This window comes from Paraburkholderia sejongensis, assembly GCF_020880815.1.
Lineage (GTDB): Bacteria > Pseudomonadota > Gammaproteobacteria > Burkholderiales > Burkholderiaceae > Paraburkholderia > Paraburkholderia sejongensis.
In genome coordinates this window covers 108,635-134,204 of the sequence record NZ_JAJITD010000003.1, presented here as the reverse complement: position 1 = coordinate 134,204, position 25,570 = coordinate 108,635, and the positions used below count along the sequence as shown (strand labels likewise).

Genomic DNA, 25,570 nt, shown 5'->3' with positions numbered 1-25,570 from the left:
CGTTACTTCGTACCCACCGTTTGCAGCGGCTTCCACGTGCCGTTGACGACCTTGTAGACCGTCACGCCGCCATACTTCAGATCACCATACTGATCGTAGGACAGCTCACTCGTCGTGACACCCTTCATGTTCGTCGCCTTCAGCGCGCTCAGGTACACATGCGGATCGGTCGAGTCCGCTTTCTTCATCGCGTTGAACACGGCCATCGTGCCGTCGTACGCATACGGTGCGTACAGTTCCACCGGCTGGTTGAAGCGCTTCGCGTAACGCTCGGCGAACGGCTTGCCGCCCGGCATCTGCGCGAGCGGGCTGCCCTCCGACGCGGCCAGCGTGCCTTCGGACGCCTCGCCCGCGATCTTGATCAGGTTCTCCGACTGAAGCATGTCGGGGCCGATCAGCGGCGCCTTGATCGCGAGCGAGCGCATCTGCTTGAGCAACGGCGCAGCCTGCGTATCGGCGCCGCCGTAGAACACCGCGTCGACATTCGCCTGCTTGATCTTGGTGAGAATCGCGCGGAAGTCCACGGCTTTGTCGTTCGTGTATTCCTCGGCGACCACCGACGCGCCCGCCGCCTTCGCCGCCTTGCTGAACTCTTCGGCCACGCCCTGCCCGTACGCGGTACGGTCGTCGACGATCGCGAGGCGCTTGAACTTGAGCCCCTTCACCGCGTAGTCGCCGAGCACGCTGCCAAGCTGCGTGTCCGAAGTCAGCAGACGGAACGTGGTCGGCAAGCCCAGCCGCGTATAGCCCGGCGCCGTGGCCATCGCGATCTGCGGGGTGCCCGCTCTCGCGTAGATCGGGGCGGCAGGAATGCTGGTGCCGGAGTTGTAGTGGCCGATCACGGCGACCACGCCGTCGTCGACCAGCTTTTGCGCGACTGTCGTGCCGGTGCGCGGATCGGCCTGATCGTCCTGGGCGTCGAGCACGAAATGCACGGGCTTGCCGCCGATGACCGGATTCGTGCCGTTCATATCCTCGATGGCGAGCTGGACGCCGCTGCGGAAATCCGCGCCGTAATGTGCCTGGCCGCCGGTGAGCGGCGCGGCAAAGCCGATCTTGACATCGACCGGGCTCGCAGCAAGCGCGCATTGCGCGCCGGCCAGGGTGAGTCCCGTGACTACAGCGGTGGCGATGACCGTCTTCTTCAATTGCATTATTGTCGTGCTCCTCGATGGTGGACTCTGCGGTGCCCGTGTCCTTGCTGGCCTGGTGGGCACTTGCCTCCCGCTTTCGGGTATCAGCGGCGGTCGGCTCAAGCACTATAAGATTCCGGCAATGGCGCAGTCTTGAGGGAAATCGACAGCGGTAAAGCAGAAATCCGCATAGTCTTCGGCGCGCTCGACCCTGTACTCACGGGTAGCGAGCGCAGCTGTCCGTTCAGCGTTTCTCTCTCACTTTCGACAAATAAAAAAAGCGCCCGTCAGGGCGCTTTCCGATGCTGTATTTGCAGATGCCCTCGCCTCAGGCATTCACCTGCTTCGACCAGCCGGCGTACCAGTTGCGGAACAACTCATACTGGGTTTGCGCGTAACGGCGCTGCGCTTCGCTCAGCGCGTCGGTCTCGTTGAAATGCAGCGAATATTCGTGATCGCCGTTAAGGACCATCAGATACTTGTAGTAAAGCACCAGGTCGGTTCCTTCATCGAACGATGACAGCACGGCGAGCGCGCCTTCCAGTTCCCGCGCCTGACGACGCGCGGTGACGTCGCCCTTCGCAGCCTTGCGGCACAGGTCGACCAGATGAAGGACTTCGCGCGGCAACGCATTGCCGATGCCGGTGATCGCACCGGTCGCACCGCAATTGACGAAGCCGTGGAACACCTGTGTGTCGACGCCTGCCATCAGCGTGACGCTGTCGTCCTGGCTCGTGATGTGCTCGGCGGCATAGCGCATGTCCGCGGCCCCGCCGAACTCCTTGAAGCCGATCAGGTTCGGGTACTTCGCGCGCAGCTCGAAGAACAGATCGGCGCGCGTGGCGAAACCATAGTACGGGCTGTTGTAGATAACAGCCGGCAGAGCCGGAGCCGCTTCCAGAATCGCGGCGAAGTGCGCTTTCTGCGCGGCCGGCGACGCGCCGCGCGAGAGCACGCGCGGGATCACCATCAAGCCGCTTGCGCCTACCTTTGCTGCATGCGCAGCATGAGAAACCGCTTCTTTCGAATTGACCGCGCCCGTGCCGACGATGGTCGGGACGCCGGCGGCCACCAGCCGCGCAACACCTTCCTGACGCTGCGCTTCGCTCAGAAGCGGCCAGTCGCCCATCGAACCGCAGTAAACGACAGCCGACATGCCGAGATCGATCAGCTCGCGCCCCTTGGCGACGAGCGCGTCGTAATCGGGCGTGCGCTCTGCGGTGCAGGGTGTCATGAGGGCCGGGATGGTACCGGTGAAGATGTTGTTGCTCATGATGTTTCCTTGGGGTCCTGAATGATGGGAGCCGCGGGGCAGTCGCCGCGAGAGTGTTGATGGCGACAATCGTAGCCAACCGTCGCGTAGCCGTCTTGTCACTGCGGGCCGGTTCCAATGACGATTTCCGCACAGCGAACGGCGATGGGAAGAAAATGCGCGCGCGCTGCCGGCCATCCGGCGATGGCGTCGCTACTTGTGTAATTCCTTGCGCAGCGTCGCGACGTCGTTCGCGGTCACCGATTGCGCGTTGTTGCCCCACGCGCCGCGGATATAGGTCAGCACCTGGGCGATCTGCACGTCGGCGAGCGTCGTCGCGAAGCCGGGCATGTTTTGCCGCGGCGGCCCCGACAGCGTCGCCGGGCTGTTGCCGCCTTCGACCAGCAGCCGGATCAGCGACGTGGTGTCCTCTGAAATCACCGACGGATTGCCAGCCAGCGCCGGGAATACGTTCGGCACGCCGCGTCCGTCGTCGTGATGACAGCTCGCGCAAAACGACCGGTAGACATTGAAACCGACACTTAGCGAGTCCGGCACGCGGCTGCCGTTGGCGGGCGAGCGCGCGGGATCGGTGCCGCGCGTGTAGGTGCCGGACGGTTGTTGCGCGGGCAGCGACTTCAGATAGTGCGCGATCGCGGCGGCGTCCTGCTGCGTCAGATATTGCGAGCTGTCCTCGATCTGCTCGACCATGCTGCCGTACGCTATCACGCCGGCGCCGTGCCCGGTTCGCAGAAAGCCGGCGATATCCGCGGCGGTGAGCCGGCCGAGCCCCGAGCCCTGATCGCCGGTCAGGTTCGGCGCGAACCAGTGGTCGTTGACGCCGCCCACCAGATACTCGCTCGACGACTCGTCGGTGCCGCGCTCCTGGTAGAACATCCCGCGCGGGGTATGGCAGGCACCGCAATGTCCGGGGCCCTGCACCAGATACGCACCGTGATTCCAGAGCGGATCGCGGCGCGGATTCGGCACGAACGGTTTCGACGGCACGAACGCCATCTGCCAGAAGCGCAGCGCCCAGCGCTGATTGAACGGAAATGCGACGTCGGAGGGCGGCGCCGGTTTCGCGACCGGCGCGACGCCGTGCAGAATGAATTCATAAAGTGCATGCACGTCCTCGTCGCTGAGCTTCGCAAACGACACATACGGCATCGCCGGATAGAGCCGTTTGCCGCCGCGCGCGACGCCCTCGCGCAGCGCCCGTTCGAAGTCCTGATAACTGTAGCGGCCGATTCCGTAGCGCGGGTCCGGCGTGATGTTGGTCGACATGATGGTGCCGAACGGCGATCCCAATCCGAGGCCGCCCGCGTACGGCGCGCCGCCTTGCGGCGCGGTGTGGCAGCCGGCGCAGTCGGCGGCTTTCGCAAGGTAGGCGCCGCGTTCGAGTTCGGCGGCATCGACGCCGGCAGCGGAACGCGGGGCCGGCGTGCCCTGTCCTTGTGACGAGCCGGTTATGACTGCGAGCGCGAGCAGCGCGGCGCACGCACCCCCGCATGTACCCCATACTGCGCCGCGGACCCTGGCTGCTCGCATGTGGAACCGCCATAGTTTCATCGCGCGCCCTCCCGCTGCGCCCTTGCCGCCTCGCGCATGAAAGCCGGCCGGCGCTCCGCGCGGCTCAGCCAGCGCGCGGCGACGAGCAGCGCGCCGGCCAGATACGCGAGCGCGCCGGGCACCCACATGATCAGACCGCCCAGTTGCTGATCGTGCAGCGGATCGATCCCCAACGCACTGCAAGACTCGACATACGACGGATACCAGAGCCCCGGCGCCAGTGTGGTCAGCGCGCCGAGCGCGCTGGTGTGGACCATCGTCGTGAACAGCGACAGCATCGCGTGACCGCCGTTGCCGCGACGCGCGCCGTCGCCCGTCACGGTCCACCAGAACAGCAGCGCGCTGAGCAGAAAACTCGCGTGCTGCAACGCATGGACGCCCCGATGCGCGAGCGCGGCCTCGAACAGCGCGGGCGCATGCCACGCCCACAGAGCGGCCGCGTGCAACAACCACGCGACGAGCGGCGCGCTCAGCCAGCGCCATGCGCGCGCGAAGCCGCGCGCCCGCACCAACGCGCCTAGCGCCAGCCGCGCGCGCCGCGGCAGCGCCCACAGCCACACCGCGAGCGGCCGGCCGGCCACGCACAATGGCGCGGCGATCAGCATCAGCGCTTCGTGCTGCACCATATGCGCGGAAAACAGCGCGCCTGACAGCGTATCGAGCGGCGACAGCAACGCGATTGCCAGCGTGCCGCAACCTGCGATGAATGCGAGCATTTGCCGGTTACGCGCGCTACTGCGCAGTCCGCTTGACGGTCCATTTGCCGGTCCGCTTGCCGCTCCGCGGCCGCGCGAACGGCGGCGCAAGCGCAGATAGCCGATCGAATACGCAGCGACGCTCAACGCGAGCAACGCGACGATCCACGGCTCGACGCTCCAGGCAAACGACTGCGCGAACGCCGGCGCCGAACGTTCGTTATCGGACAGCCCATGCGCGAGCGCGCCTGGGCAAGCGAGCGCACCGCCCAGCACGCTGGCGGCTACCGCCACGCGCACGGCGGCACGAGAGCGCCGGATCACCGGCAAGCGGGCAGCAGCCATTGCGGAAACCACATCGCCAGTTGAATCAGCGCCGACAATGCGCCGACGATCATCGCCATCAGCGCAAAAAATCCCGGCCGCGCGATAAGCGGCGCATACGCCGGCGCGCCGAGCGAGCGTTCGGCGCACCAGCGGCCGTATGCGAGCCACGCGCTGAACGCGCAAAACGCGAAAGCCGCCGCGCTGACCGCATGCATCGGCCACTGCGCGCCGCTCGCGCACGCGAGCCGGATCAGCGCGTAGTCGATGCTCTGCGTCGCGAGCACGGCGGTCGGCGCCGCCAGCAATCCCAGCCAGATATTCATGGGCCTCCCCCGTCGCTCATAGATGCATACGCGGCGCGAAGTAGATCACCGCATAGATCGGCAGCCAGCTCAGCACGACGAAGTACCAGTAGATCGCGTTTTCGCTGGTGTCGAGCAGCCGCTTGCTTTCGTACGGTCCGGTCTTGAGCAGCACGGCGAGCACCGCGGTATCGATGGTGTCCGTGACGAGGTGGGTGGTGTGCAGTCCGAGCAACAGCCACACGATCGAGCCGTACGCATTGCCGTACCACATCACGTTCAGCGCCGCGAACTCGAAGCCGCGCAGCACCAGAAACGCCAGCGCGAACACGAGGCAGACCGCAAGCCATAAACATGCGCCGGGCCGGTCGCCGCGCTCGGCCGCGCGCTTGGCGAGCTGGTTCGGCCACAGGCTCAGCAGCAACACCAGCGTATTCAGCGTGCCCCACAGCAACGCCGGCGGCGGCGCGTTCAGCGGCCAGGCGACATTGACGCTGCGCAGGTAGAAGTACATCCCGACCGCCATCGCGAACACCGTGCCTTCGATCACCATCAGCCCCGCGGTCGCCCACCACATCAGGCTGCGATGGCCAAACTCGAAGCTCGGCAAAGCGCGCACGTCGAGCGTGGAGGCGCTCGACGCGTTCGAGTCCGGCTGCGGCGGCGTGACGGCCCGGATGCGCGGCAGTTGGGCCTCGGCGGGCGCGGATGCGGATGTTGGGTTTGCTGATCCCGGTGGCGCCGCTGTGCGGTCCGCACGCGCCGCACCCGCCGCACCCGCCGCTCTCTGCAGCGCACCGGCGCCCCCGCCACGGCGCGCGCTGCCACGCTCACCACCGCGCGCCGCCGGCCAGCGCTCCAGCGCCCGCGCGACCGCGTTACTCGCCCGCGTCGGCCAGAACCACACGATCATCGCCACGGCGACCGGCACCGTGCCCCACCACACCGCCGTCGGCGTATAGATCGAGCCGATAAAGAACACCGTCGTCGCGAGCGCGCTCAGGAACGGCCAGATCGACGGTTGCGGAAACAGCGGCCGCGTCTCGGGGACCGCATCGAGCGCGCTGGTCGTCAGCACTTCGCGCGCGGCCGCCGTCAGCCCCGACACCGAAGCGGGCTGTTGCCGCGGCTCCCACAGCGGATGACGGCCATACACGATCGGCAGGACATCGAAGTTATGCGGCGGCGGCGGGCTCGGCATGCTCCATTCGAGCGTGCCCGCGCCCCACGGATCGGCGGGCGCGGCCGCGCCGCGCCGCCGGCTGCGCGCGACGTTGACGACGAACAGCAGCACGCTCACGGCCATCAGGTACGCGCCGAGCGTCGCCGCGAGATTGACCGGTCCCCAGCCGAGCCCGTCCGGATACGTCCAGATGCGCCGCGTCATGCCGTGCAGACCGAGCCAGTGCATCGGCAAAAACGTGACGTTAAAGCCGATAAAGAACAACCAGAATTGCCAGCGCCCGAGCCGCTCGTCGAGCAGGCGCCCGGTCATCTTCGGAAACCAGTAGAAGAATGCGCCGAACAGCGGAAACACCGCGCCGCCGATCAACACGTAATGCAGATGCGCGACGACGAAGTATGTGTCGTGCACCTGCAGGTCGAGCGGCACCGCGCCGAGCATGATGCCGGTCATGCCGCCGAGCACGAGGATAAAGAAGAACGCCAGCACGAACAGCATCGGCACCCGCAGCCTCAAGCGCCCGGTGAGCAGCGTCGCGAGCCAGCAGAAAATCTGGATGCCCGACGGCACCGCGATCAGCACGCTCGCCGCGGTGAAGAAGCTCTTGCCGAGCTCGGGCACGGTGGTCGCGAACATGTGGTGCACCCACAGCCCGAACGCCAGAAACGCGGTCGCGATCAGCGCGAGCACCATCGCCGGATAACCGACCACCGGCCGGCGCGAAAACGCCTCGATGATCGACGACATGAAGCCGAGCGCCGGAATAAAGATCAGGTACACCTCCGGGTGCCCGAAGAACCAGAACAGGTGTTGCCACAACAGCACGTCGCCGCCGAGCGACGGGTTGTAAAACTGCGTGCTGACGAGCCGGTCCAGAATCAGCGCAGTGCTCGCCAGCATGATCGCGGGCATCGCGAACAGGACCATGAACTGCGTGACGAGCGTCGCCCATACGAACAGGGGCAGCCGGTTCAGCGACATGCCGGGCGCGCGCATCTTCAGGATCGTCGTGATCAGCACGATCGCTTCCAGCAGCGCCGATAGTTCGGTGAACGTAATCATCTGCGCCCAGATATCGGAGCCCTTGCCGGTCGCGTAGTCGGGGCCGGCGAGCGGCACGTAGCTGAACCAGCCGGAGCGCGGCCCGGCGCCGAGCGCGAAGGCGATATACAGCGTCAGTCCGCCGAACAGAAATACCCAGTACGCGTATGCGTTCATGCGCGGAAACGCGACGCTGCGCGCGCCGATCATCAACGGAACCAGATAGCCGGCGACCGCCTGCATCACCGGCACCGCGAACAGGAACATCATCGTCGTGCCGTGCATCGTGAAGAGCTGATCGTAGAAGTCGGGGCCGACCAGGTGATTGTTCGGCCGCGCGAGCTGCGTGCGCATCACCATCGCGAGCAGACCGGCGAGCACGAACAGCACGAAGGTCGTGACGATGAAGCGTCGTGCGATCGTCTTATGGTTGATCGCCGAAAACCAGCCGAGCACGCCCGGTGGATCGCTCCATGTGTCCGCAAGCAGCGCGCGCGTGTCGGCGGACGCGTCGGCGCCGTCCTTGATGTTCAGATCGGCGTGCAGCGAGGCTTGCCGTTCGAGTGTGCTCATTGCAGCGTCCCCAGCCAGGCGACCAGCGCTTGCCGGTCGGATGCGGACAGCGGCACCTGCGGCATCGTCGTGCCGGGCTTGACCGCCTCGGGATCGCGGATCCACGCCGCGAGATTCTGTTGCGTGTTCGGCAGCACGCCCGCGGCGAGCGTTTGCCGGCTCATCAGATGCGTGAGGTCGGGCCCGAGCGTGCCTTGCGCGGAGGTGCCGCGCACGGTGTGGCAGTTCGCGCAACTCGACTGCTCGAACACACGCTGGCCGCGCCCGGCGAGCGGGTCGGCTTCGTTAGTGGATAACACGCCGGCGGGCGCTGCCTGCCGCGCGCGCCATTGCTCGAACTGCGCGGGCGAGTCGGCGGTCACGAACATCGCCATCCACGCGTGCTGCGCACCGCAATACTCGGCGCACTGGCCGCGATAGCGGCCCGCCTGGTCGACGCGAAATTCGATCGTCGAATCGAGGCCCGGCAGCATGTCCTTCTTGCCGTGCAGGTTCGGCATCCAGAAACTGTGGATCACGTCGCTGGCCTTCAGGTCGATGATCACCGCTCGTCCGACCGGCACATGGAATTCATTGGCGGTCGAAAAACCCGGCTGCGGTCCATCGCCCGGATAGTCGACTTTCCACCACCACTGCTCGCCGGTCACGCGCAGGTGCAACGCGTTGTCGACCGGAAGGCGCGACAACGCGCGATCGGTCAGCACGTCGGCGACGATCAGCCCGAGCAGCAGCACGACCGACGCGACACTCGCAACCAGCACCGCGCGCTGCGGCCCGTGTTCGGGTGGCCGCGCCAGCGGTTGCGCGGACGGCGGATCGGCATCGGCGCGCCGCTCGGTCCGCCGCACGAGCGCGATCAGCGTCGCGAGCAACACCGCGGCGAACACCGCGCCGCACACGATCAACGAGATGTGCCAGAGCCGCAGAATGTGTGCGGCCTGGATGCCGGCCGGATGCAGCGCATCTTGCGGCGGCTGCTGCGCGTAAGCGAGCGTGGCACGCTGCGTGGCGGCGAGTGCCGCCAGCCCCGTCGCGGCGAAGCGCCACGCGCGGCGCGTGAACCCGCGCGTAGCGGCAGCGGAACTTCGAACGACGGCGCTTGGCAACATGGACGATCACGCAACGCAGCAGGTGGACGGTCGAGAGCAATCGCGAACGAGGCGCTCTCGCGCACAGCCGAGCAAGCGCCGTTCCGGCAAACGCCTGGGGCGCGCCGCCGAACGCAAACCGCAGCGTCATCGCGGCGTCGCATCGCGCATCCACTCAAGGCTCGAGCTTGACCTTGACCCAGCCCGGTTCGCGTCTGTCGAACTCGCGATACGCCGCGATCGCATCGGTCAGCGGTTCGCGTTGCGTGAGCACCGCGAGCGGATCGAACGAGCCGTTGCGCACCAGTTCGACCAGACGCGGGGTGATCGCGCGATGGTTGCAGTTGCCCATCCGCAGCACGAGGTTGCGGTTCATCGCCTCGCCGATCGGGAACACCCGGTCGGTCGGCGGATATACGCCGATGATCGCCACCGTGCCCGCCTTGGCGACCGCCTTCACCGCCCACGACAACACCTGCGAAGGGCCGCTGCCGGGTCGCCAGTTATCGCCGTCGGGCTTTGCCTGCGGCACGATCTGTTCGACCTCCTGATCGAATGCCGGCTGCAGGTCCTTCTGCTTGTCGGCAGCCGGGCCGTGCTCCGCACGCACCGCATCGACGCCGACCGCATCGATCACGCGATCCACGCCGATGCCGCCGGTCAATTGCAGGATCATCTCGACCGGATCCTCGCGGTCGAAGTCGATCACTTCGGCGCCTTGCGTGCGCGCCATGTCGAGCCGCGACTGAATGCGGTCGACGACCAGCACCCGCCCCGCGCCCATCAGCTTCGCGCTCGCGATCGCGAACTGGCCCACCGGTCCCGCGCCGAACACCGCGACCGTATCGCCGGTGCGAATACCGGCCAGTTGCGCGCCGAAATAGCCGGTGGGAAAAATGTCCGACAGCATGATCGCGCGATCGTCGTCGATCTCGTCGGGCAGGCGAATCAGGCTCGCAGCCGCGAGCGGCGTGCGCGCGAATTGCGCCTGCAAGCCCTGAAACGGGCCGGTCGATTTGGGACCGCCGAAAAACGCGGTGCCGGCCGCCGGTCCGTGCGGATTCGCGGTGTCGCATTGCGCGGTGTAGCCGGCGCGGCAGTACGCGCAGAAGCCGCACGAGATCGTCGACGGGATCAGCACCCGGTCGCCCCGGCGCAGATTGCGCACCGCGGCGCCCAGTTCCTCGACGATGCCCAGACCCTCGTGGCCGAGGATCGTACCGGGCTCCATCTCGCCGAGCGTGCCGCGCACCATGTGCAAATCGGTGCCGCAGATCGCGCTCGACGTGAGCCGCACCAGCGCATCGGTCGGCTGCTGCAAGCCTGGGTCCGGCACGTTGTCGAGCCGGATATCGCCGATGCCGTGAAAAACCACTGCCTTCATATCAACCTCCGATGCGTGCTGCCGTGTTGATCGAGTCGAAGCGCGGCCGGCGTGCAAGGGATCAACCGCGCGCCGGCTCCCTGCGAGGCGAGCATCGCCTATACCTGGGTTACCTAAGTAGCCCGCGCGACAGCGAGCCGCTCAACGGGCGGAACCGTGGGAACACTCGTTGCTGAATGCGCCGTGAATAACAATGAATCGATGGGGGAATTCATCAGCAACGTCTGGGATAACGCTGCCACGGCGCTTACGAGTCCAGGGGAGCCGGCCCTTGAGGCGCTTTGACAGCCTATGGAGTTGCGGGAGGAACACATGTCGACTCAGGACTATTCGCCGTATCGCGGTTGCCACATCGAAGTGCACGTGTCGATGTCCCGATCACACTGGCTTGGCGGCAAATATCGCCGCTACCGCGTGTCGTGGACGGTGACATTGCCGGGCAATCCGCCCCGCCACCTCGCGAGCTTTCCCGAGCAGTTCGATTTTCTGACGGAGCAGGAAGCGTTCAAATACGGAGAAAATCGCGCGCACACGTTCATCGACTCGATGCTTTCGACGCCTTCACGAAGACAGCGTGTCGGCGCTGCGCACGGGCAAGCTCGCGAATAGCCGCGGCCGGGTCGCGCGACCCGGCATTTTTTTGCCGACGCCTAGAAGTTCACGTCGAGCCACCAGCGCCCGCTGCGACGCGCACCGGAATCGACTTCGCGCCCGGCACCTTGCTTTCTTTCGCGTAGTGCCACAACGGCAGAAGCGGATTGCACTCCGGGTAATAGCCGCCGATGCAGCCTTCGGGCACGTCGAACGGCACCACGCTGAAGCCGTCCACGCGCCGCTCCACACCGTCGTCGGCGATCGTTTCGAGACCGATCCGGTCGCCCTTCGCGAGCCCGCGTTTTTCCATGTCGGCGGGGTTCATCAGCACGACCATCCGCGAACCCTTTACGCCGCGGAAGCGGTCGTCCAGGTTGTAGATCGTCGTATTGAACTGGCTGTCGCTGCGCAGCGTCATCAGGCGCAGCGAACCGGGCTCCCGTTCGGGCATGTCGGGGTCTTCGCCAAGCGCCTCGGGCACCATGAATTCGGCCTTGCCGCTTTTGGTCTTCCACTTGCGCTCGCGCGCGGGCAGCGGCCGTACCACGCCGCCGGGCGTCCACATGCGGGTCTCGAAGTCCTCGAACATCTCCGGCCACGTCTTGCCCATTTCGATGCGCACCAGCGCATAGTCGTCGCGCCACGCGTCCCAGTCGACGCTCGAGCGTTCGCCGAGGGTCGCCTTCGCGATGCCGGCGACGATGAACGGTTCCGAGCGAATGGTCGGCCCCGCGGCGTCGACCACGCCGCGCGAGCCGTGAAAACGCGCGGTGCTGTCTTCCATCGACACGACCTGCGCACCGCTCGCCTGCCGGTCGATCTCGATGCGGCTCAGGCACGGCAGCAGATATGAGCGCTTGCCCGGCAGCAGATGGCTGCGATTGAGCTTGGTCGCCACGTTCACCGTCAGCGGCAGCGCCGACCACGCGGGTTCGATCCGGTAACGGTCGGGCACCGAACGCACCAGGTTGCCGCCGAGGTTCACGATCGCGTTCAGCTTGCCGGCCACCACCGCCCCGAACGCCTCGACGGTATTCATTCCTTTCTCGCGCGGCGGCTCGAACGAAAATTGTTCGGCCAACTGATCGAGCGGCGCGAGTTCGGGCTTTTCGGTAATGCCGACGGTGCGCTGGCCCTGCACGTTCGAGTGACCGCGAATCGGCGACGGCCCGGCGCCGGGTTTGCCGATATTGCCGCGCAGCAGCAACAGGTTGACCACCATCCGCACGTTCTGCACGCCCATCCGGTGCTGGGTCAGCCCCATTCCGTAGTTGACGATTACCGCGCTGGCCTTCATGTACTCGTCGGCGGCCGCCTGCAGCGCATCACGCGACAGGCCGCTGATCCGTTCGATATCGTCCCACTTCGCGTCGCGCGCGAACTGCGCGAAGGTCTCGTAGCCGCTCGTATGCTCGCGGATGAAATCGATGTCCAGCACGCGCGGCGCGCCCGCGCCCAGCGCGCGATCGTCCGCCTTGATCACCAGCTTGCAGATGCCGAGGATCGCCGCGGTGTCGCCGCCGGTTTTTACCTGGTGATACTGAGTACTGATCTGCGTATCGCGCGGCGTCAGCATGTCGGCCGGCGACTGCGGGTTCGCGAAGTGCAGCAGGCCCGGCTCGCGCAACGGATTGAACGTGATGATCGGCACGCCGCGTTTGCGCGCGTCCTGCAGGTGATGCAGCATCCGCGGGCTGTTGGTGCCGACGTTCTGGCCGAAGAAGAACATCAGATCGGTCTTGTCGTAGTCGTCCAGACCGACCGTGCCGACGCCGACGCCGATCGCCTCCTTCAAGCCGACACTGGTGCTCTCATGGCACATGTTCGAGCTGTCCGCCAGGTTGTTGTTGCCGTACATGCGCGCGAATAGTTGCAGCATGTAGGACGTCTCCAGCGACGCGCGCCCGGAACTGTAAAACACCACACTGGCCGGATCGAACCCGCGCAGTTGCGCGCCGATCTCGTCGAACGCCTGCTCCCAGGGAATCGGCACATAGCGGTCGGTGGCCGGATCGTAACGCATGGGTTCGGTCAGGCGCCCCGCTTCCTCCAGATCGTGGTCGTGCCATTTCGACAGCTCGCTGACCGTATGCACGTCGAAGAAATCCGGGGTCACGCGTTTCGCGGTAAGGTCCCACGCGGTCGCTTTCGCGCCGCTTTCACAAAACTCGAAAGTGTGCGGATCGGCCGGTTTGGCCCACGAACAGCTGACGCACATGAAGCCGTCCGGCTTGTTCTGCTGCATCAGCACCTGGCTGTTCGCGAGCGGCACTTTCTCCTGCAGCAGGATCGACGTAACCGCTTTGAGCGAACCCCATCCGCCCGACGCATACGGATATGCGTCGCTCTTTGTCTCTTTGCTCATGATCCCACCCGTCTCCCGGAAATATCACAGCATGAGATAGCAGCATGCGACGTTCCCGCAAGCGACTCGCCCTGTACCGGGCGCGCCGCGAATCATCAGGCGCAACAGGTACGGTCGTTGCTGCGCCGCTGGGCCGGATAGTCGCCGCCCCCGGCCGCAACCGGCCGCAACCCGCCTCACTCGCGCCCGTCACCGCCCACAACACGCGCTTAGCTCTTCGATCCGATGACCGACACCCCGCCCCCGCGTGCCCCGGCCGCCCGCCTCAATGCGATGCGTAAAACGCTGCGCGACGTATTCGGCATTACCCGGCTACGGCCCGGCCAGCAGCAGATCATCCGCAGCGTGCTCGAACGGCGCGACACGCTCGCGGTAATGCCGACCGGCGCCGGCAAATCGCTGTGCTATCAGCTACCGGCGCTGCATCTGGACGGCTGGACGCTGGTCGTGTCGCCGTTGATCGCGCTGATGAAAGACCAGTTCGACACGCTGCGCAACGCGGGCATCGACGCGCTGCGGATCAACAGCACGCTCCCGGCCGCGGAACTGCGCGACACCTACGACGCGCTGCGCAGCGCCCGCAGCGGGATCCTGTTCGTCACGCCCGAACAACTGAGCCGCGCCGAATTGATCGACACGCTGCGCGAGCGTGACGACACGCGTATCGAACTCGTCGTCGTCGACGAGGCGCACTGCGTGTCGCAGTGGGGCCACGACTTCCGCCCGGCGTTCCTGCGGATCGTCGATGCGGTGCAGGCGCTCGGCAGGCCGCCGGTGCTCGCGCTGACCGCGACCGCGACGCCCGACATCTGTGCCGACATCGTCCGCTCGCTCGGGCTCAAGGAGCCGCGCATCGTCAATACCGGCGTCTATCGCGACAATCTGCACTACCGCGTCACCCAGGTCTCGGTGGCGGGCGGCCGGCAACGCGCATCGACGCGCGCCCGCGAAGCAAAGGCGGCGGCATTGCGCGAGGTGCTCGCGCGCGAACGCGGCCGCGGCATCGTCTATACCGCGACCGTGCGCGAAGCCGAGCAACTGGCGGCGAGCGTGCGCGAGTGGGACGCGGCGGTGGCCTGCTATCACGGCCGCCTGCCCGCGCGCGAACGGCACGACGTACAGGAGCGCTTCGTGGCCGGCGAGCTGCGCGTGATGATCGCGACCAACGCGTTCGGCATGGGGGTCGATATTCCCGATCTCCGTTTCGTCGTTCACTCTCAGATGCCGGGCAGCCTCGATGCGTACTACCAGGAAACCGGCCGCGCCGGACGCGACGGCGAGGCCGCGCGCTGCGAGCTGCTGTTCGATCTGAACGACCGGCGCGTGCAGCAGTTTCTCGCGCTGAGCCGCTATCCGGACGCGGCGCTGCTGCGCCGGATCTGCGACGCGCTCGCGCAGCATGCCCGCACGCCCGGCGCGGGCGCCGGCATGTCCGCGCGCGAGTTGCTCGACGCGGTCACCGAGGTGGGCCGCAACAAGCTCGCGGTCGCGCTGAAGATGCTGACCGACACCCGCCACGTCGCGCGGGACCGGCAGCAACGCTACCGGCTGCGCGACGCGGGCGGCGCGCGTGCGGGCCAGCTCGACGACAGCCGCGACGAGGCGATCGACGCGGCTGTCGAGCGCTATGCACAGCTCGCGAGCCGCGACCGCGACGCGCTCCAGCAGATGATCGACTACGCGCAAACCGGCGGCTGCCGATGGCGCGTGCTGCTCGAATACTTCGACGACGCCGACGGCTTCGAACGCTGCGGCACCTGCGATAACTGTCTGAACCCGGTCGAGGCGACGCTCGAAGCGCAACGCGCGCAGCCCGCCGTCAAAGCGCCGCCGCGCCAGCCGGCAAAAAAAGCGCGCTTTGGCCGGGGCGACGCGGTGCGGGTGCGCAAATACGGCAGTGGCCACGTGGTATTCGCCACCGACGAGCAGGTCGCGGTACTGTTTCCGGACGGCAGCACGCGCACCTTCATGGCGCGCTTCGTCAAGGCCGAGATCGCGTAAGCGACGCGCCGGCGGGCAGCGGGCCGGCGCCGTTCGCGCCCGCCGCGCGCGCCGCGCACGCCCTCGCGCGCATCAATCGCGGCCGGTCATCTCCGGTGCGATCGACGCGTGATTGAGCAGCCCGACCAGCGCAACGCCGCCAACCACGTTGCCGAGCAGCGTCGGCGCAAAGAAGCGCCCGAAGTAGTCGTGCAGCGACGCGTGTCCGCGCAGCACCGCATAAGCCGCCTCGACGGAACCGGCCACGATATGCGAGAGGTCGCACACCGCGACCACATAGGTGATCAGCGCGACGATCAGGACTGCGGCCGATTTCGCGCTAGGCAGCAGCCACACCATCAACGCGATCAGCCAGCCGGCGAGCACGGCTTTGATCATCGTCGAAAAGAACTCCGATTCATACGGCGCTTGCGCGAGATGATCGAGCACCGGTGCGAACCTGTGCGCGAACGTGGTCGGCAGCGTGAGGATGGCCGCGAAGCACCAGGTGCCGGCGATGTTGGCCGCGAGCACGATCAGCCACAGCCGCAGCGCGGTGCCCGCGACCCCGAGGCTGCGCCGCGTCAGCACCGGCAACAGCACGGTCAGCGTGCTCTCGGTAAAAAGTTGCTGACGCCCCAGCACGACGATGATGAAGCCGACGCAATACCCGGCGGCGCCCGTCAACGACACCCCGTCGTGTACGGAAGACGACTTGCTCTCCAGCACCGCCTCGGTGAGAAACGAGAAGCCCATCGAGAGCCCCGCGGCCAGCGCGGACCACAGCAGCGCGAGCGGCGCGCGCCCGAGCGCCATCTCCCCTTCCTCGCGGATGATCTCGTGAATGACCAGCGCGCGCGGCGAACTGTGCTGGGACGCCTGATCGCGCTCCTTGTCGTCCAGGTGCGGCGACGCCTGTCCGGCGGCCTGCGCGTCTTCGACGTCGATGTCGGTATCGGTGGCGGTGTCGCGATCGGTATCGGTGGCGGGATGGGCTCCGTTCGTCATGGCATGACTCCTCGCAGTGTGCGCGAGCAGTACGCAGGCGCCGTGCCCGTTCACGTCGCGGCAGCGCGCGAACGGCTTATATGCCTGGCGCTCCTGACCGGCGCTGGGTTCGTCAGGCCGCTTCGCGCCAAAAAAGGCCGGCGCATGCGCCGGCCCGTCTTCGGCACCTCGTTCGCGGCGTCACTCGCCGCCCTTCTCCTGTTCCGGCTTGACCTCGGACAGATCGTTCTCCTTCACTTCGGCCTGACGCACGCTGGTGCCGTCGTCGCCGGTTTCGGAGATGTCGGTCTCGAACGTTTGCTCGTTACCTGCATCGCTTTGGTCGCCGTTGTCCGTTTGAGGCTGGGTAGGCTGTGGCTGGGTCGCCATGATTCGCTCCTTCGGTGTGGATGGATCGCTAACGGCGCGCGGCGGCAGCGCTGACCCGCGTGCCGCGCGAATCGCGCTAACGCGTCCCCAGCGCGTGATGGCTGCGGGCATACGTCGCTCAGCATGGCGAGTGCCTAGCCGGGGGCACACGCTTTCATCCGGCACTGCGCTCACGATTGGAGGCAGGCCAACGCCGCATGCGCCCGCGGTGTGGCCGCGGCCGATCTGCACGCGCCCGCATCGAGCGAATGTATGCCGGCGCACGGCCCCATGTTTTTTTACTCACGGCTCGCCGCGTTTTTCGCCTACGCGCAGCTCTTGCCCATTCGAATCGAAGCGAGTTGTCACAACGCGCGCCGGGCGGACAACCCTGTCGCCACGCGATCCGTGCCGGGGCGACGCGCATTGCGCCGCTGGCCCGCGCATGCGCGGCGCAGTTCGAGCGCTGGCGGGAACGGCTCATGCGCAATCGCCGATGCGCCGGTCAAGGCGAGCGGCGCTCCGCATGCGTGGCACGGCGGAGGCACGACCCACAGCACTTAACGTCAATGGAGGTCAAATATGTTCATGCACAACAAACGGCTGCAGTACACGGTTCGCGTCGGCACGACCAATCCCGGTCTCGCGAACCTGATGCTCGAACAGTTCGGCGGACCGCAAGGCGAACTGGCAGCCGCGATGCGCTACTTCACGCAGGCGGTGGCGGAAGAGGATCCGGGCCGCAAGGACATGCTGTTCGATATCGCGACCGAAGAACTGAGTCATCTGGAAATCATCGGCTCGATCGTCGCGATGCTCAACCGCGGTGCGAAAGGTGAACTCGCCGAAGCGGTCGAGCAGCAGGCGGAGTTGTATCGCAAGCTCAACGGCGCCGGCAACGACAGTCACGTGACCCAGGTGTTGTACGGCGGCGGGCCGCCGTTGACCAACTCGGGCGGCGTGCCATGGACGGCCGCGTACATCGATACGATCGGCGAGCCGACCGCGGACCTGCGCTCGAACATCGCCGCAGAAGCGCGCGCGAAGATCGTCTACGAAAGGCTGATCAACGTTACCGACGACGCCGGCGTGCGCGAAGCGCTCGGCTTCCTGATGACTCGCGAAGTCGCGCATCAGAAGTCGTTCGAGAAGGCGCTGTATGCGATCTCGCCGAACTTCCCGCCGGGCAAGCTGCCGCCGCGGGAGCAATTCGCGAACGTCTACTACAAGATGTCGCACGACGGCGCGGTGGTCAATGCGCCGTGGAACAGCGGCACCGGCCTGACGATCGCGACGGGCGAACCGGCGGTGGACGGCGGCGACGGCAGCGCGTCGGTCGGCCTCGAAGCGCAGCAGGAAACCGCGCTCACCGCGATGGCCACGCGCTTGCGCTCCGACCCGTCGAGCGATCCGACCACCGGCGCCGAGCTGGGCAGCACGATCCCGCCGAGCAACGACGTCGAGTAGTCGCCTGGAGATGGCGAAGTGGCTGGTCGAACAGCTGCCGGAGACGGGCACGCGGTTCCTCGGTCGCGCCGCGCCGTAGCGCGACGAAGCCAAGCGGTAATTGGACGGCGCGCGACACATGCGGGTCGCCGAACGCTTTTTACTTTTTAGCTCGGCACGCGCGGCGGGTTCGCGCTTCGCGATGCGTAGGCCGGCGCCTCGGCGCCGGCCTACTTCTGTCCGCCAGGTTCAGCGCGCTCCTGCGAAGCCACTGGCGGCGCCCGTGCATCGCGGCGGGTGCCGATCGCCCGCGCGTGGACCGCCGCGCGATCTGGCGGGATGCAGCCGGCCCCCCCGCCGGCATCCGCCGGGCATGCCGAATGCGGGACAGCCGCGCGCGAACGCGCGACGCGCGACCGCCACGGTCGGCGCGCGCAGCCGCTTTCAAGGAGAACCGCCATGCCCGAGAACGTCTCATCGGCATCGCCGTCGATCACCGCAATGATCCGCCTGGATCATATGCACGTGCTGGCCGCGTCTCATCGTTACCACGCGTCGACGCCGTGGTGGCGCAAACGCGCGATCGTCAACGGCGTGTGCGCCGCGCTCGAAATTCACGCTCAACTGGAGGAGGAAATTTTCTATCCGGCGTTGGACCGCGCGCTCGGCCACGACGAGACGCTCGCGAAAAGCCGTCCCGAACACGACGAAATGCGCGCGACGATCGCGAAGTTGCGCGCGATGGGCCCTGAGAACGCCGCGTACGACGGACTCTTTCATCAGTTGATACGCGAGGTCGTGCACCACGTCGCGGACGAGGAAACGATCCTGCTGCCCGACGCGGAGCGCGTGCTGCAGAGCGAGCTGCAGGCGCTCGGCGCACAGATGACGCGGCGCCGGCTGCAATTGCTCGGCGAGCGACCGAAGGAAATCGCGCTCACTACTGCCGGCACGTTTCCGATCGCGACGCTGCTGATCGGCTCGACGCTGCTGCTCGCGTTGCGCCAGTGTCTGCCGAGGTCGCGCCGCGCGGCGCGCTCGCGGCGCTGGGACGAGCGGGCTGACGATTGAACCGCGTGCGCTTGCGTACGCTCTGCTTCACGCCGAAAGGCCCCGGCCGCTCCCGCGGCCGGCGGCGCCGCGAAGTGCCCGCTTATGCGGCTCGCTCGCGCGGTATCGCCGAGCGCGAGCGTGCCTTTTTTTCCATGGCGGCGAGCAATTCTTCCAGGCGCGCGACGCGCGAGCGGTAGAGCGCATTGGACTCGACGCCGGTGAGCGCAGCGATGCGATCGCGCCAGTAAGCATGCGGGAACGGGCCGTGGCCGGCGTGCGGCAGCACCTTCTCCAGGTGCCGGAGTTCGTTTTCCAGCTTGTGATGAAACATGTCGCGCCCCATGGTCGATTTGTTTTTTGCGAGTCCAGCGCAGGGGTTAGCAGGCGGCGTGCCCGGGGATCACAATGGTTTGCCGTCCGACGGGTTCGCGCTTTAGCGGCTGACTCTGCCTGGACTCTGGTTGGCTGGCGTGGACCTGGCCGCCGGCAGGACGCGCATGCTGGCCAGTTCCAACGCGACGCTGTGCGCGGCCTGAGCCGCAAGGTCGAGCGCGTCGCCCCACGACATCCGCCCGCAGCTACCGCGCCGTTCGAACAGCGCGCGACGCTCGCCGCAGCGCTCCGACACCAGCACGACCCACTGGAACGCGCCCTCAGAATCTCTGATGACGGTCGACGTCAACAGGTAGTCGGCCATTTCGATTGTTTGTACACGCATCGTCGTCTCCTTGCCGGCTGCATCGGTGGCCGGCTTTTGGCATCGGTTGCGCATTGCGTGTGCCTGGTCGCTGCGTTGTTCGCGCTGTTCCGATGCGCGGCGAGCACTGCGGATTTCACTGTGAATTTCGCTGCGGATTTCACTCCGCCGAATCGAGCGGCGGCGCTTGCGACTGCGGCTCGTCCGGCGCGCCTGTCAGCACGGCGGGCAGCGACGGATTTTCCGGCTGCGTATAGCGCTCGTGAATCGCGGCGCGGATCCGCGCGAGGCTCTCAGCGGCATCGAGCGAATCGTCCTGCTCGATCGTGCGCGCGTCGGCGGCGAGTTCCGCATCGCCGATTTCCTGTTCGAACCAGCGCGAGTAGTCGCCGCGTCGTCGATGGAATTGCCACGTATCCGGGTCCACTCCTTCGGCGATTTCGATGAACAGCACGAGGTTGTGCGCGCGCAGATTCAGCGCGTTGTGCTCGCCGCGAAAATAGAAACTGCGCTCGGGAATCAGCAGTCCCTCCGCGTATTTGCGGCGATGCCGGCGCTTTTCCTTGCGCCCCGGTTCGAGCCGTACGAGTTGCGGTGGCTCGGCGGCGCCGACCCGCCACCACAATGCGTCGCCCTTCGCGAGCGGCGGGTCATTCCCGCTCGACGGTGGCGGCGCCTGACCGCTCGCCGCCGCGAAGCGCTGCAACGCCGCGCCGGCGTCCTCGCCCATCGCGAGCACGGTGCCGACCTGGCGCAACAGCGCGGGTGCAAGCTGTTCGGGTGTGACCGTGACGACGAGTGCGGTTTCGAGCACGTCAGGCAGCGCCTGGTTGGCGCCCGCCCACACCGCCGGGAACAGATGGTGCGCCTCTTCGAACACCAGCCAATGCGGGCGCCCGGTACGGGTACGCAGACGCTGCACCTGCAGCAGCAGGTTCGCGCAGAACGCCGGCCGGTCGGACGCCGGCACGCGCAGCAGATTGACCGCGACCGCCGCCCGGCCAGGACGGGTGAGCAGTTGAACCGCTTCCTCAAGCGACGGCGCGCTGCGCGCATCGCCGATCGCAATCGTGTCGTCGTCGCTGCCGTAGTCGCCCTCGGGATCGACGATGCACAGCTGACAGCCCGCCGCGCCGAGCCGCTCCAGCAGCCCGGCGGTCGCGGTCGACTTGCCGCAACCGGACGAGCCGACCAGCAACGCGACCGTGCCGTACGTGGGCAGCCACGCTAGTTCGGGCTCCTTTGCTTCGCCGGCGGCGGCGATGCTGGTTGCGGCTGCGCCGGTCGCCGGCGCGTGCGCATCGCGCCGCGTGCCGAGCAGCACGCGGTTGCGCGGCGACGCGTCGGCCACGCTGCGCAGATCGTCGGCGAGCAGCGCGTCGACCAGTTCCGCGACACCCGCGCCCGCCGCCGCATGCGTGACGTAGTCGGCGTGCTTCTTCAGCTCCGGCAGCGCGTTCGCGACCGCGACCGCGACCCCGCACGCGCGCAGCAGCGCGTGATCGTTCTCGGCGTCGCCGATCCCCACCACGTTCAGCGCCGACAGTTCGAGATCGGCGAGCGCCGCGCCGAGCCCGCTCGCCTTCGACACGCCCGGCGCGACGATCATCACCGCGTCGCCGTTAAAGACGATCTGTAGTTCGAGGCCGAGGTCGCGAATCACGTCGAGCGCGACATGCTCATGCGGCTTCACGGTCGCGACCAGCGTCTCGCTGATGCTGTACGCACGCGGCGCGCGGCGCCGCAATTCGGCGACGAAACTCTCGGGCGGCGCCGGCGCGAGTAGCCGCCGCGAACCGTCGTCCGGGCAATACAGCACGCCGCCGTTTTCCGCGACCACACGCGAAAACAGTTCGAGCCGCGGGCAGATGGTGAGCAGGTCGTCGAGTTCGCGGCCGCTCACCAGAATCGCGTGACGGCCGGACGCGCGCAGCCGTTCGAGCGCCGCCCAGGTCGACTCGGCGACCTGGCCGTCGGTTGCGAGCGTGTTGTCGTAATCGGTCGCGAGGGCGAAAAAGCGCATGGCGGATCCTTCGCGTTGGGGTTGCGGTTGGCGGGTTGCGGTTGCGCGGTTGAACGTGCGACTACAGCGGTCCCGGCAGATTGCCGGCTGCATCCGGTTGGTCGCGTTCGTCGGCGTTGCCGAGAGAGTGATCGTGCAGCTTCGTTTCGTCGCGATCGCGCGGCACGAGCTTGTCGACGTCCTGTTCGGCGACGTCGTTCAGCTTGTTGCCACCCGGAGCGCGCGGCTTCGCTTGTTCGGCAGGTTCGGCAGGTTCGGCGTTGCCGGATGGTTCGGTGCCGCTCTGCCGCGCTTCGTCATCCTGACGATCGGCGCGCTGGTCCCGCGGCTCGCGCGGGGTGTCCGAGGCGTTGGTGGTGTCTTTCATCACGGCTCCTGAAGGCAAGTCATACCGCGCTCGAGCAAGCGCTATACCGCGCAACGCGTTCAAACGGTATGACGCTTGCTCGCCTGCATGCTTGCCAGCTTGCGCACCCCGCCGCGCGAGGCAGGCATAACCGCCGCCACCGCGCGGCACCGCGTATTTCCGCTTCGCGGATGCGCGTCACCTGGTGCCACGACGTCGATGCCCGTTACCGCCGTCACCCTCGCCCGCGCGCAATTCGGCTTCACGATTGCGTTTCACATCATCTTCCCGGCGATGTCGATCGGCCTCGCGAGCTATCTCGCGGTGCTCGAAGGCGCGTGGCTCGCCACAAAAAGGCCGGTGTTTCTCGCGGTTTACCGCTACTGGCTGACGATCTTCGCGGTCGTGTTCGGCATCGGCGTGGTTTCGGGCCTCGTGATGTCGTACGAATTCGGCACCAACTGGGCCGGCTTCGCGTTTCGCGCGGGCCCGGTGGTCGGCCCGCTGATGGGCTACGAGGTGCTGACCGCGTTCTTTCTCGAATCGGGATTTCTCGGCGTCATGCTGTTCGGGATGAAACGGGTCGGCCCGCGTCTGCACTTTGTCGCCACACTGCTGGTCGCGCTCGGCACGCTGACGAGCGCGTTCTGGATCCTCGCGGTCAATTCGTGGATGCAGACGCCGCAGGGCTATACGATCGTCGAGGGCCGCTTCTTCCCGGCCGACTGGTCGCGCATTATTTTCAATCCGTCGTTTCCGTTCCGGCTCGCGCATATGGTGCTGGCCGCGTATTTAAGTGTTGCGTTCGTGGTCGGCGCGGTCGGCGCATGGCATCTGTTGCGCGAGCCGCGCAACGAATGCGCGCGGCTGATGGCGTCGATGGCGCTGTGGATGGCCTGCATCGTCGCGCCGGTGCAGATGCTGGTCGGCGACGCGCACGGGATCAACACGCTGAAGCATCAGCCCGCGAAAATCGCCGCGCTCGAAGGCGACTGGACCGCGCGCCCCGGCCAGCCGCTGATTCTGTTCGGGATGCCGAACATGCGCACGGAGACGACCGATTACGCGGTTGAGATTCCGCACCTGGGCGCGCTCGTTCTCACGCACACGTGGAGCGGCTCGATTGCCGGACTCAAATCGTTCCCGCGCGACGAGCGGCCGTTCTCGCCGGTGGTGTTCTGGGCGTTTCGCGTGATGGTCGGGCTCGGCATCCTGATGACGCTGCTCGGCCTGACGAGTCTCCTGCTGCGCTGGCGCAAAACGCTCTACAGCGCGCGCTGGCTGCATCACCTGCTGGTCGCGATGGGACCGGCCGGGCTGATCGCGCTGCTGTGCGGCTGGACCGTCACCGAGGTCGGCCGTCAGCCGTATACCGTCTACGGTCTGCTGCGCACCGCAGACAGCGTGTCGCCGATCGCGGCGCCTGGAGTCGCGGTCTCGCTCGCGAGTTTCGGCATCGTCTATGCGATCGTGTTCGGCGCGGCGGTCGTATTCCTGTTCCGGCTGATGGCGGTGCGGCCCACGCTGGAAACACCGGGACCGGCGAAGACCAAACCGCATCGCAGCGCCGGCATCACCCCCGGCCCCGCGCAACAGCAAGCGGGTTCGTCCAATCCAGCAGAGGCCACCGATGACGACCGGAATCTTTGATCTCGCGATGGTATGGGCCGCGATCCTCGCGTTCGCGGTACTCGCGTACGTGCTGCTCGACGGCTTCGATCTGGGCGTGGGCATCCTCTTCGTGGTCGAGCATCGGCGCGACGATCGCGACGTCATGGTCAATTCGATCGCGCCGGTGTGGGACGGCAACGAGACGTGGCTGGTCCTCGGCGGCGGCGGACTGTTCGCGGTGTTCCCGCTCGCTTACGGCGTGATCATGCCGGCGCTGTATCCGCCGGTCATCGCAATGCTGCTCGCGCTGGTGTTTCGCGGTGTCGCGTTCGAATTCCGCTTCCGCGCGATCGGACGCGGCCGCGCGTGGTGGGACCTCGCGTTCTGCGGCGGCTCGGCGCTCGCCGCGCTCTGCCAGGGCCTCGTGCTCGGCGGACTGCTGCAAGGCATTCAGGTGTCCGGCTATTCATACGTGGGCGGCTGGTGGGACTGGTTGACCGGCTTTACCGTATTGTGCGGTCTCGCGGTGATGGCCGGTTACACGCTGCTCGGCTCGTGCTGGCTGATCTGGCGCACCGAGGGCGGCCTGCACGAGCGTTGCCGCCGGCACGCGCGCGCGATGGCGGTGACAGTGCTCGCGCTGATCGTGATCGTCAGTCTGTGGACCCCGATGCTGAAAAACTCGCTGTCCGCGCGCTGGTTCCGCTGGCCCGATCTGCTGTTCACCGCATGGGTGCCGGTCCTCGTCGCGCTGCTCGCGTTCGGCTTTTTCCGCAGCCTGTCCGCACGACGTCATCTCGCGCCGCTGCTGTTCTCGTACGGCATCTTCGTGCTGTGTTACGTGGGACTGCTGATCAGTCTCTATCCGTACCTGGTGCCGCCGTCGATTTCGTTCCGCGATGCCGCCGCGCCGCACGCGAGCCTGCTATTCCTGCTGGTCGGCGCCGCGATCACGGTGTCGATGATCATCGCCTACACCGTGTACGGCTATTCGGTGTTCAAGGGAAAAATGCGCGCGGGCGAGGGGTACCACTGAGATGTGGCGCCGCCTCGCATGGTTCGGCGGATTGTGGCTGGCCGGCGTGGTTGCGGTCGCGACCGTGGCCGGCCTGTTGAAGTTGCTGCTGCATGCGGCTACGCACTAGGCCACGCACCCGGCGGCGGGTCCTGCGGGAGTCGGAACGCTATTCGTTGCCGACGCCTTTCGAAACGTCCGCGGGGCTTTGATACTGCTGGTCCGGCAGGCCCTGCAAGCGACGCATCGTTTCTTCATCGGCGCCGTTCGCCTGCGCGGTCTCGATCAGGCTGTTCTTGTCGGCTGGATACGACGCGCCTTTGAGCGCCTTTTGCACGTCGATATACGGATTGAGCGGGCGTTCGCCCGTGGTCGAGCGGGATTCGGTCATTTCGTTCCCTGATTGAATGGGTTGGATTGCAGCGATTCCTGTTGCGGATCGCCGATAGCCGGCGTTTCTGGAATGGGCGTCTATTACATCGCTGTCTCCGTGGCCGGATGGGACGGCGCCGCGGCTCGACAGCGAGCATTCGC

23 protein-coding genes are annotated in these 25,570 nt (G+C 66.8%); 7 read left to right on the top strand and 16 right to left on the bottom strand.

The annotated features are described in order from the left end of the window. Nucleotides 1-2 precede the first annotated feature (2 nt). From LJ656_RS06740 to LJ656_RS06705, 8 genes are all read right to left on the bottom strand, one after another. Complete coding sequence (locus LJ656_RS06740) at nt 3-1,154, bottom strand: branched-chain amino acid ABC transporter substrate-binding protein (RefSeq protein ID WP_230508495.1); 1,152 nt, start codon at nt 1,152-1,154, stop codon at nt 3-5. 307 nt (nt 1,155-1,461) lie between these two features. Further along, entirely contained in the window at nt 1,462-2,406 is a 945-nt protein-coding gene (locus LJ656_RS06735) for a dihydrodipicolinate synthase family protein (protein ID WP_230508858.1), read from the bottom strand. 192 nt (nt 2,407-2,598) lie between these two features. Further along, a complete protein-coding gene (locus tag LJ656_RS06730) occupies nt 2,599-3,936 on the bottom strand; it encodes a c-type cytochrome (protein WP_230508494.1) in 1,338 nt (445 codons plus the stop codon). Nucleotides 3,937-3,953: 17 nt separating this feature from the next. After that, nucleotides 3,954-4,997: a cytochrome c oxidase assembly protein gene (locus LJ656_RS06725; RefSeq protein WP_230508493.1), complete on the bottom strand. Its 1,044-nt coding sequence runs from the start codon at nt 4,995-4,997 to the stop codon at nt 3,954-3,956. Next, on the bottom strand, nt 4,973-5,302 hold the full coding sequence (locus tag LJ656_RS06720; protein ID WP_230508492.1) for a hypothetical protein: 330 nt from the start codon (nt 5,300-5,302) through the stop codon (nt 4,973-4,975). The genes LJ656_RS06725 and LJ656_RS06720 overlap by 25 nt, the downstream gene beginning before the upstream one ends. A gap of 16 nt (nt 5,303-5,318) precedes the next feature. Next, complete coding sequence (ctaD, locus tag LJ656_RS06715; RefSeq protein ID WP_230508491.1) at nt 5,319-8,078, bottom strand: cytochrome c oxidase subunit I; 2,760 nt, start codon at nt 8,076-8,078, stop codon at nt 5,319-5,321. Beyond that, complete coding sequence (locus LJ656_RS06710) at nt 8,075-9,187, bottom strand: cytochrome c oxidase subunit II (protein WP_230508490.1); 1,113 nt, start codon at nt 9,185-9,187, stop codon at nt 8,075-8,077. The genes ctaD and LJ656_RS06710 overlap by 4 nt, the downstream gene beginning before the upstream one ends. A gap of 154 nt (nt 9,188-9,341) precedes the next feature. Next, nucleotides 9,342-10,550: a zinc-dependent alcohol dehydrogenase gene (locus LJ656_RS06705; RefSeq protein ID WP_230508489.1), complete on the bottom strand. Its 1,209-nt coding sequence runs from the start codon at nt 10,548-10,550 to the stop codon at nt 9,342-9,344. A 312-nt stretch (nt 10,551-10,862) separates the two neighbouring features. On the opposite strand from LJ656_RS06705, the gene LJ656_RS06700 reads away from it, so the two are divergent. Beyond that, nucleotides 10,863-11,159, top strand: coding sequence for a hypothetical protein (locus LJ656_RS06700; protein WP_230508488.1), 297 nt, complete (start codon nt 10,863-10,865; stop codon nt 11,157-11,159). Between the two features lie 49 nt (nt 11,160-11,208). On the opposite strand, the gene LJ656_RS06695 is transcribed toward LJ656_RS06700, so the two are convergent. Continuing rightward, on the bottom strand, nt 11,209-13,509 hold the full coding sequence (locus tag LJ656_RS06695; protein ID WP_230508487.1) for an FdhF/YdeP family oxidoreductase: 2,301 nt from the start codon (nt 13,507-13,509) through the stop codon (nt 11,209-11,211). A 225-nt stretch (nt 13,510-13,734) separates the two neighbouring features. Here LJ656_RS06695 and LJ656_RS06690 point away from each other — a divergent pair, with 225 nt between their 5' ends. After that, nucleotides 13,735-15,510 (top strand): RecQ family ATP-dependent DNA helicase, encoded by a 1,776-nt coding sequence (locus tag LJ656_RS06690; protein WP_230508486.1) that lies wholly within the window; start codon nt 13,735-13,737, stop codon nt 15,508-15,510. Between the two features lie 72 nt (nt 15,511-15,582). On the opposite strand, the gene LJ656_RS06685 is transcribed toward LJ656_RS06690, so the two are convergent. Further along, entirely contained in the window at nt 15,583-16,497 is a 915-nt protein-coding gene (locus LJ656_RS06685) for a formate/nitrite transporter family protein (protein WP_230508485.1), read from the bottom strand. Nucleotides 16,498-16,677: 180 nt separating this feature from the next. Continuing rightward, the gene (locus LJ656_RS06680) at nt 16,678-16,866 is read right to left on the bottom strand and encodes a hypothetical protein (protein WP_230508484.1); all 189 of its coding nucleotides are present in this window, start codon (nt 16,864-16,866) and stop codon (nt 16,678-16,680) included. Nucleotides 16,867-17,427: 561 nt separating this feature from the next. Here LJ656_RS06680 and LJ656_RS06675 point away from each other — a divergent pair. Together LJ656_RS06675 and LJ656_RS06670 are read left to right on the top strand one after the other, a co-directional pair. Then, nucleotides 17,428-18,312, top strand: a complete 885-nt coding sequence (locus tag LJ656_RS06675; protein ID WP_230508483.1) for a manganese catalase family protein — start codon at nt 17,428-17,430, stop codon at nt 18,310-18,312. Nucleotides 18,313-18,750: 438 nt separating this feature from the next. Further along, complete coding sequence (locus tag LJ656_RS06670) at nt 18,751-19,362, top strand: hemerythrin domain-containing protein (protein WP_230508482.1); 612 nt, start codon at nt 18,751-18,753, stop codon at nt 19,360-19,362. Nucleotides 19,363-19,444: 82 nt separating this feature from the next. Here LJ656_RS06670 and LJ656_RS06665 read toward each other — a convergent pair whose 3' ends face one another. From LJ656_RS06665 to LJ656_RS06650, 4 genes are all read right to left on the bottom strand, one after another. Then, on the bottom strand, nt 19,445-19,675 hold the full coding sequence (locus tag LJ656_RS06665; RefSeq protein WP_230508481.1) for a hypothetical protein: 231 nt from the start codon (nt 19,673-19,675) through the stop codon (nt 19,445-19,447). A gap of 102 nt (nt 19,676-19,777) precedes the next feature. Continuing rightward, complete coding sequence (locus tag LJ656_RS06660) at nt 19,778-20,062, bottom strand: hypothetical protein (RefSeq protein WP_230508480.1); 285 nt, start codon at nt 20,060-20,062, stop codon at nt 19,778-19,780. A 139-nt stretch (nt 20,063-20,201) separates the two neighbouring features. After that, nucleotides 20,202-22,064, bottom strand: coding sequence for an HAD family hydrolase (locus tag LJ656_RS06655; RefSeq protein WP_230508479.1), 1,863 nt, complete (start codon nt 22,062-22,064; stop codon nt 20,202-20,204). Nucleotides 22,065-22,125: 61 nt separating this feature from the next. Continuing rightward, on the bottom strand, nt 22,126-22,431 hold the full coding sequence (locus LJ656_RS06650) for a hypothetical protein (protein ID WP_230508478.1): 306 nt from the start codon (nt 22,429-22,431) through the stop codon (nt 22,126-22,128). A 198-nt stretch (nt 22,432-22,629) separates the two neighbouring features. On the opposite strand from LJ656_RS06650, the gene LJ656_RS06645 reads away from it, so the two are divergent. Genes LJ656_RS06645 through LJ656_RS06635 form a run of 3 tightly spaced genes read left to right on the top strand, consistent with a single transcriptional unit; the run spans nt 22,630 to nt 25,166 of the window. Then, nucleotides 22,630-24,060 carry a cytochrome ubiquinol oxidase subunit I gene (locus LJ656_RS06645; RefSeq protein ID WP_230508477.1) on the top strand — a complete coding sequence of 477 codons (1,431 nt, stop codon included), beginning with the start codon at nt 22,630-22,632 and terminating at the stop codon, nt 24,058-24,060. Next, nucleotides 24,041-25,057 carry a cytochrome d ubiquinol oxidase subunit II gene (gene cydB, locus LJ656_RS06640; RefSeq protein WP_230508476.1) on the top strand — a complete coding sequence of 339 codons (1,017 nt, stop codon included), beginning with the start codon at nt 24,041-24,043 and terminating at the stop codon, nt 25,055-25,057. The genes LJ656_RS06645 and cydB overlap by 20 nt, the downstream gene beginning before the upstream one ends. Nucleotide 25,058: 1 nt before the next feature. Beyond that, the gene (locus tag LJ656_RS06635) at nt 25,059-25,166 is read left to right on the top strand and encodes a DUF2474 domain-containing protein (RefSeq protein ID WP_230508475.1); all 108 of its coding nucleotides are present in this window, start codon (nt 25,059-25,061) and stop codon (nt 25,164-25,166) included. Nucleotides 25,167-25,205: 39 nt separating this feature from the next. Here the strand turns inward: LJ656_RS06635 and LJ656_RS06630 are convergent, their stop codons facing one another. Continuing rightward, the gene (locus tag LJ656_RS06630; RefSeq protein WP_230508474.1) at nt 25,206-25,427 is read right to left on the bottom strand and encodes a DUF2795 domain-containing protein; all 222 of its coding nucleotides are present in this window, start codon (nt 25,425-25,427) and stop codon (nt 25,206-25,208) included. Nucleotides 25,428-25,570 lie beyond the last annotated feature (143 nt).

Excerpts from the sequence above, each read along its gene's own strand:
- LJ656_RS06740 (WP_230508495.1), bottom strand. The coding sequence starts at position 1,154 with ATGCAATTGAAGAAGACGGTCATCGCCACCGCTGTAGTCACGGGACTC.
- LJ656_RS06735 (WP_230508858.1), bottom strand. The coding sequence starts at position 2,406 with ATGAGCAACAACATCTTCACCGGTACCATCCCGGCCCTCATGACACCC.
- LJ656_RS06730 (WP_230508494.1), bottom strand. The coding sequence starts at position 3,936 with ATGCGAGCAGCCAGGGTCCGCGGCGCAGTATGGGGTACATGCGGGGGT.
- LJ656_RS06725 (WP_230508493.1), bottom strand. The coding sequence starts at position 4,997 with ATGGCTGCTGCCCGCTTGCCGGTGATCCGGCGCTCTCGTGCCGCCGTG.
- LJ656_RS06720 (WP_230508492.1), bottom strand. The coding sequence starts at position 5,302 with ATGAATATCTGGCTGGGATTGCTGGCGGCGCCGACCGCCGTGCTCGCG.
- ctaD (WP_230508491.1), bottom strand. The coding sequence starts at position 8,078 with ATGAGCACACTCGAACGGCAAGCCTCGCTGCACGCCGATCTGAACATC.
- LJ656_RS06710 (WP_230508490.1), bottom strand. The coding sequence starts at position 9,187 with ATGTTGCCAAGCGCCGTCGTTCGAAGTTCCGCTGCCGCTACGCGCGGG.
- LJ656_RS06705 (WP_230508489.1), bottom strand. The coding sequence starts at position 10,550 with ATGAAGGCAGTGGTTTTTCACGGCATCGGCGATATCCGGCTCGACAAC.
- LJ656_RS06700 (WP_230508488.1), top strand. The coding sequence starts at position 10,863 with ATGTCGACTCAGGACTATTCGCCGTATCGCGGTTGCCACATCGAAGTG.
- LJ656_RS06695 (WP_230508487.1), bottom strand. The coding sequence starts at position 13,509 with ATGAGCAAAGAGACAAAGAGCGACGCATATCCGTATGCGTCGGGCGGA.
- LJ656_RS06690 (WP_230508486.1), top strand. The coding sequence starts at position 13,735 with ATGACCGACACCCCGCCCCCGCGTGCCCCGGCCGCCCGCCTCAATGCG.
- LJ656_RS06685 (WP_230508485.1), bottom strand. The coding sequence starts at position 16,497 with ATGACGAACGGAGCCCATCCCGCCACCGATACCGATCGCGACACCGCC.
- LJ656_RS06680 (WP_230508484.1), bottom strand. The coding sequence starts at position 16,866 with ATGGCGACCCAGCCACAGCCTACCCAGCCTCAAACGGACAACGGCGAC.
- LJ656_RS06675 (WP_230508483.1), top strand. The coding sequence starts at position 17,428 with ATGTTCATGCACAACAAACGGCTGCAGTACACGGTTCGCGTCGGCACG.
- LJ656_RS06670 (WP_230508482.1), top strand. The coding sequence starts at position 18,751 with ATGCCCGAGAACGTCTCATCGGCATCGCCGTCGATCACCGCAATGATC.
- LJ656_RS06665 (WP_230508481.1), bottom strand. The coding sequence starts at position 19,675 with ATGTTTCATCACAAGCTGGAAAACGAACTCCGGCACCTGGAGAAGGTG.
- LJ656_RS06660 (WP_230508480.1), bottom strand. The coding sequence starts at position 20,062 with ATGCGTGTACAAACAATCGAAATGGCCGACTACCTGTTGACGTCGACC.
- LJ656_RS06655 (WP_230508479.1), bottom strand. The coding sequence starts at position 22,064 with ATGCGCTTTTTCGCCCTCGCGACCGATTACGACAACACGCTCGCAACC.
- LJ656_RS06650 (WP_230508478.1), bottom strand. The coding sequence starts at position 22,431 with ATGAAAGACACCACCAACGCCTCGGACACCCCGCGCGAGCCGCGGGAC.
- LJ656_RS06645 (WP_230508477.1), top strand. The coding sequence starts at position 22,630 with ATGCCCGTTACCGCCGTCACCCTCGCCCGCGCGCAATTCGGCTTCACG.
- cydB (WP_230508476.1), top strand. The coding sequence starts at position 24,041 with ATGACGACCGGAATCTTTGATCTCGCGATGGTATGGGCCGCGATCCTC.
- LJ656_RS06635 (WP_230508475.1), top strand. The coding sequence starts at position 25,059 with ATGTGGCGCCGCCTCGCATGGTTCGGCGGATTGTGGCTGGCCGGCGTG.
- LJ656_RS06630 (WP_230508474.1), bottom strand. The coding sequence starts at position 25,427 with ATGACCGAATCCCGCTCGACCACGGGCGAACGCCCGCTCAATCCGTAT.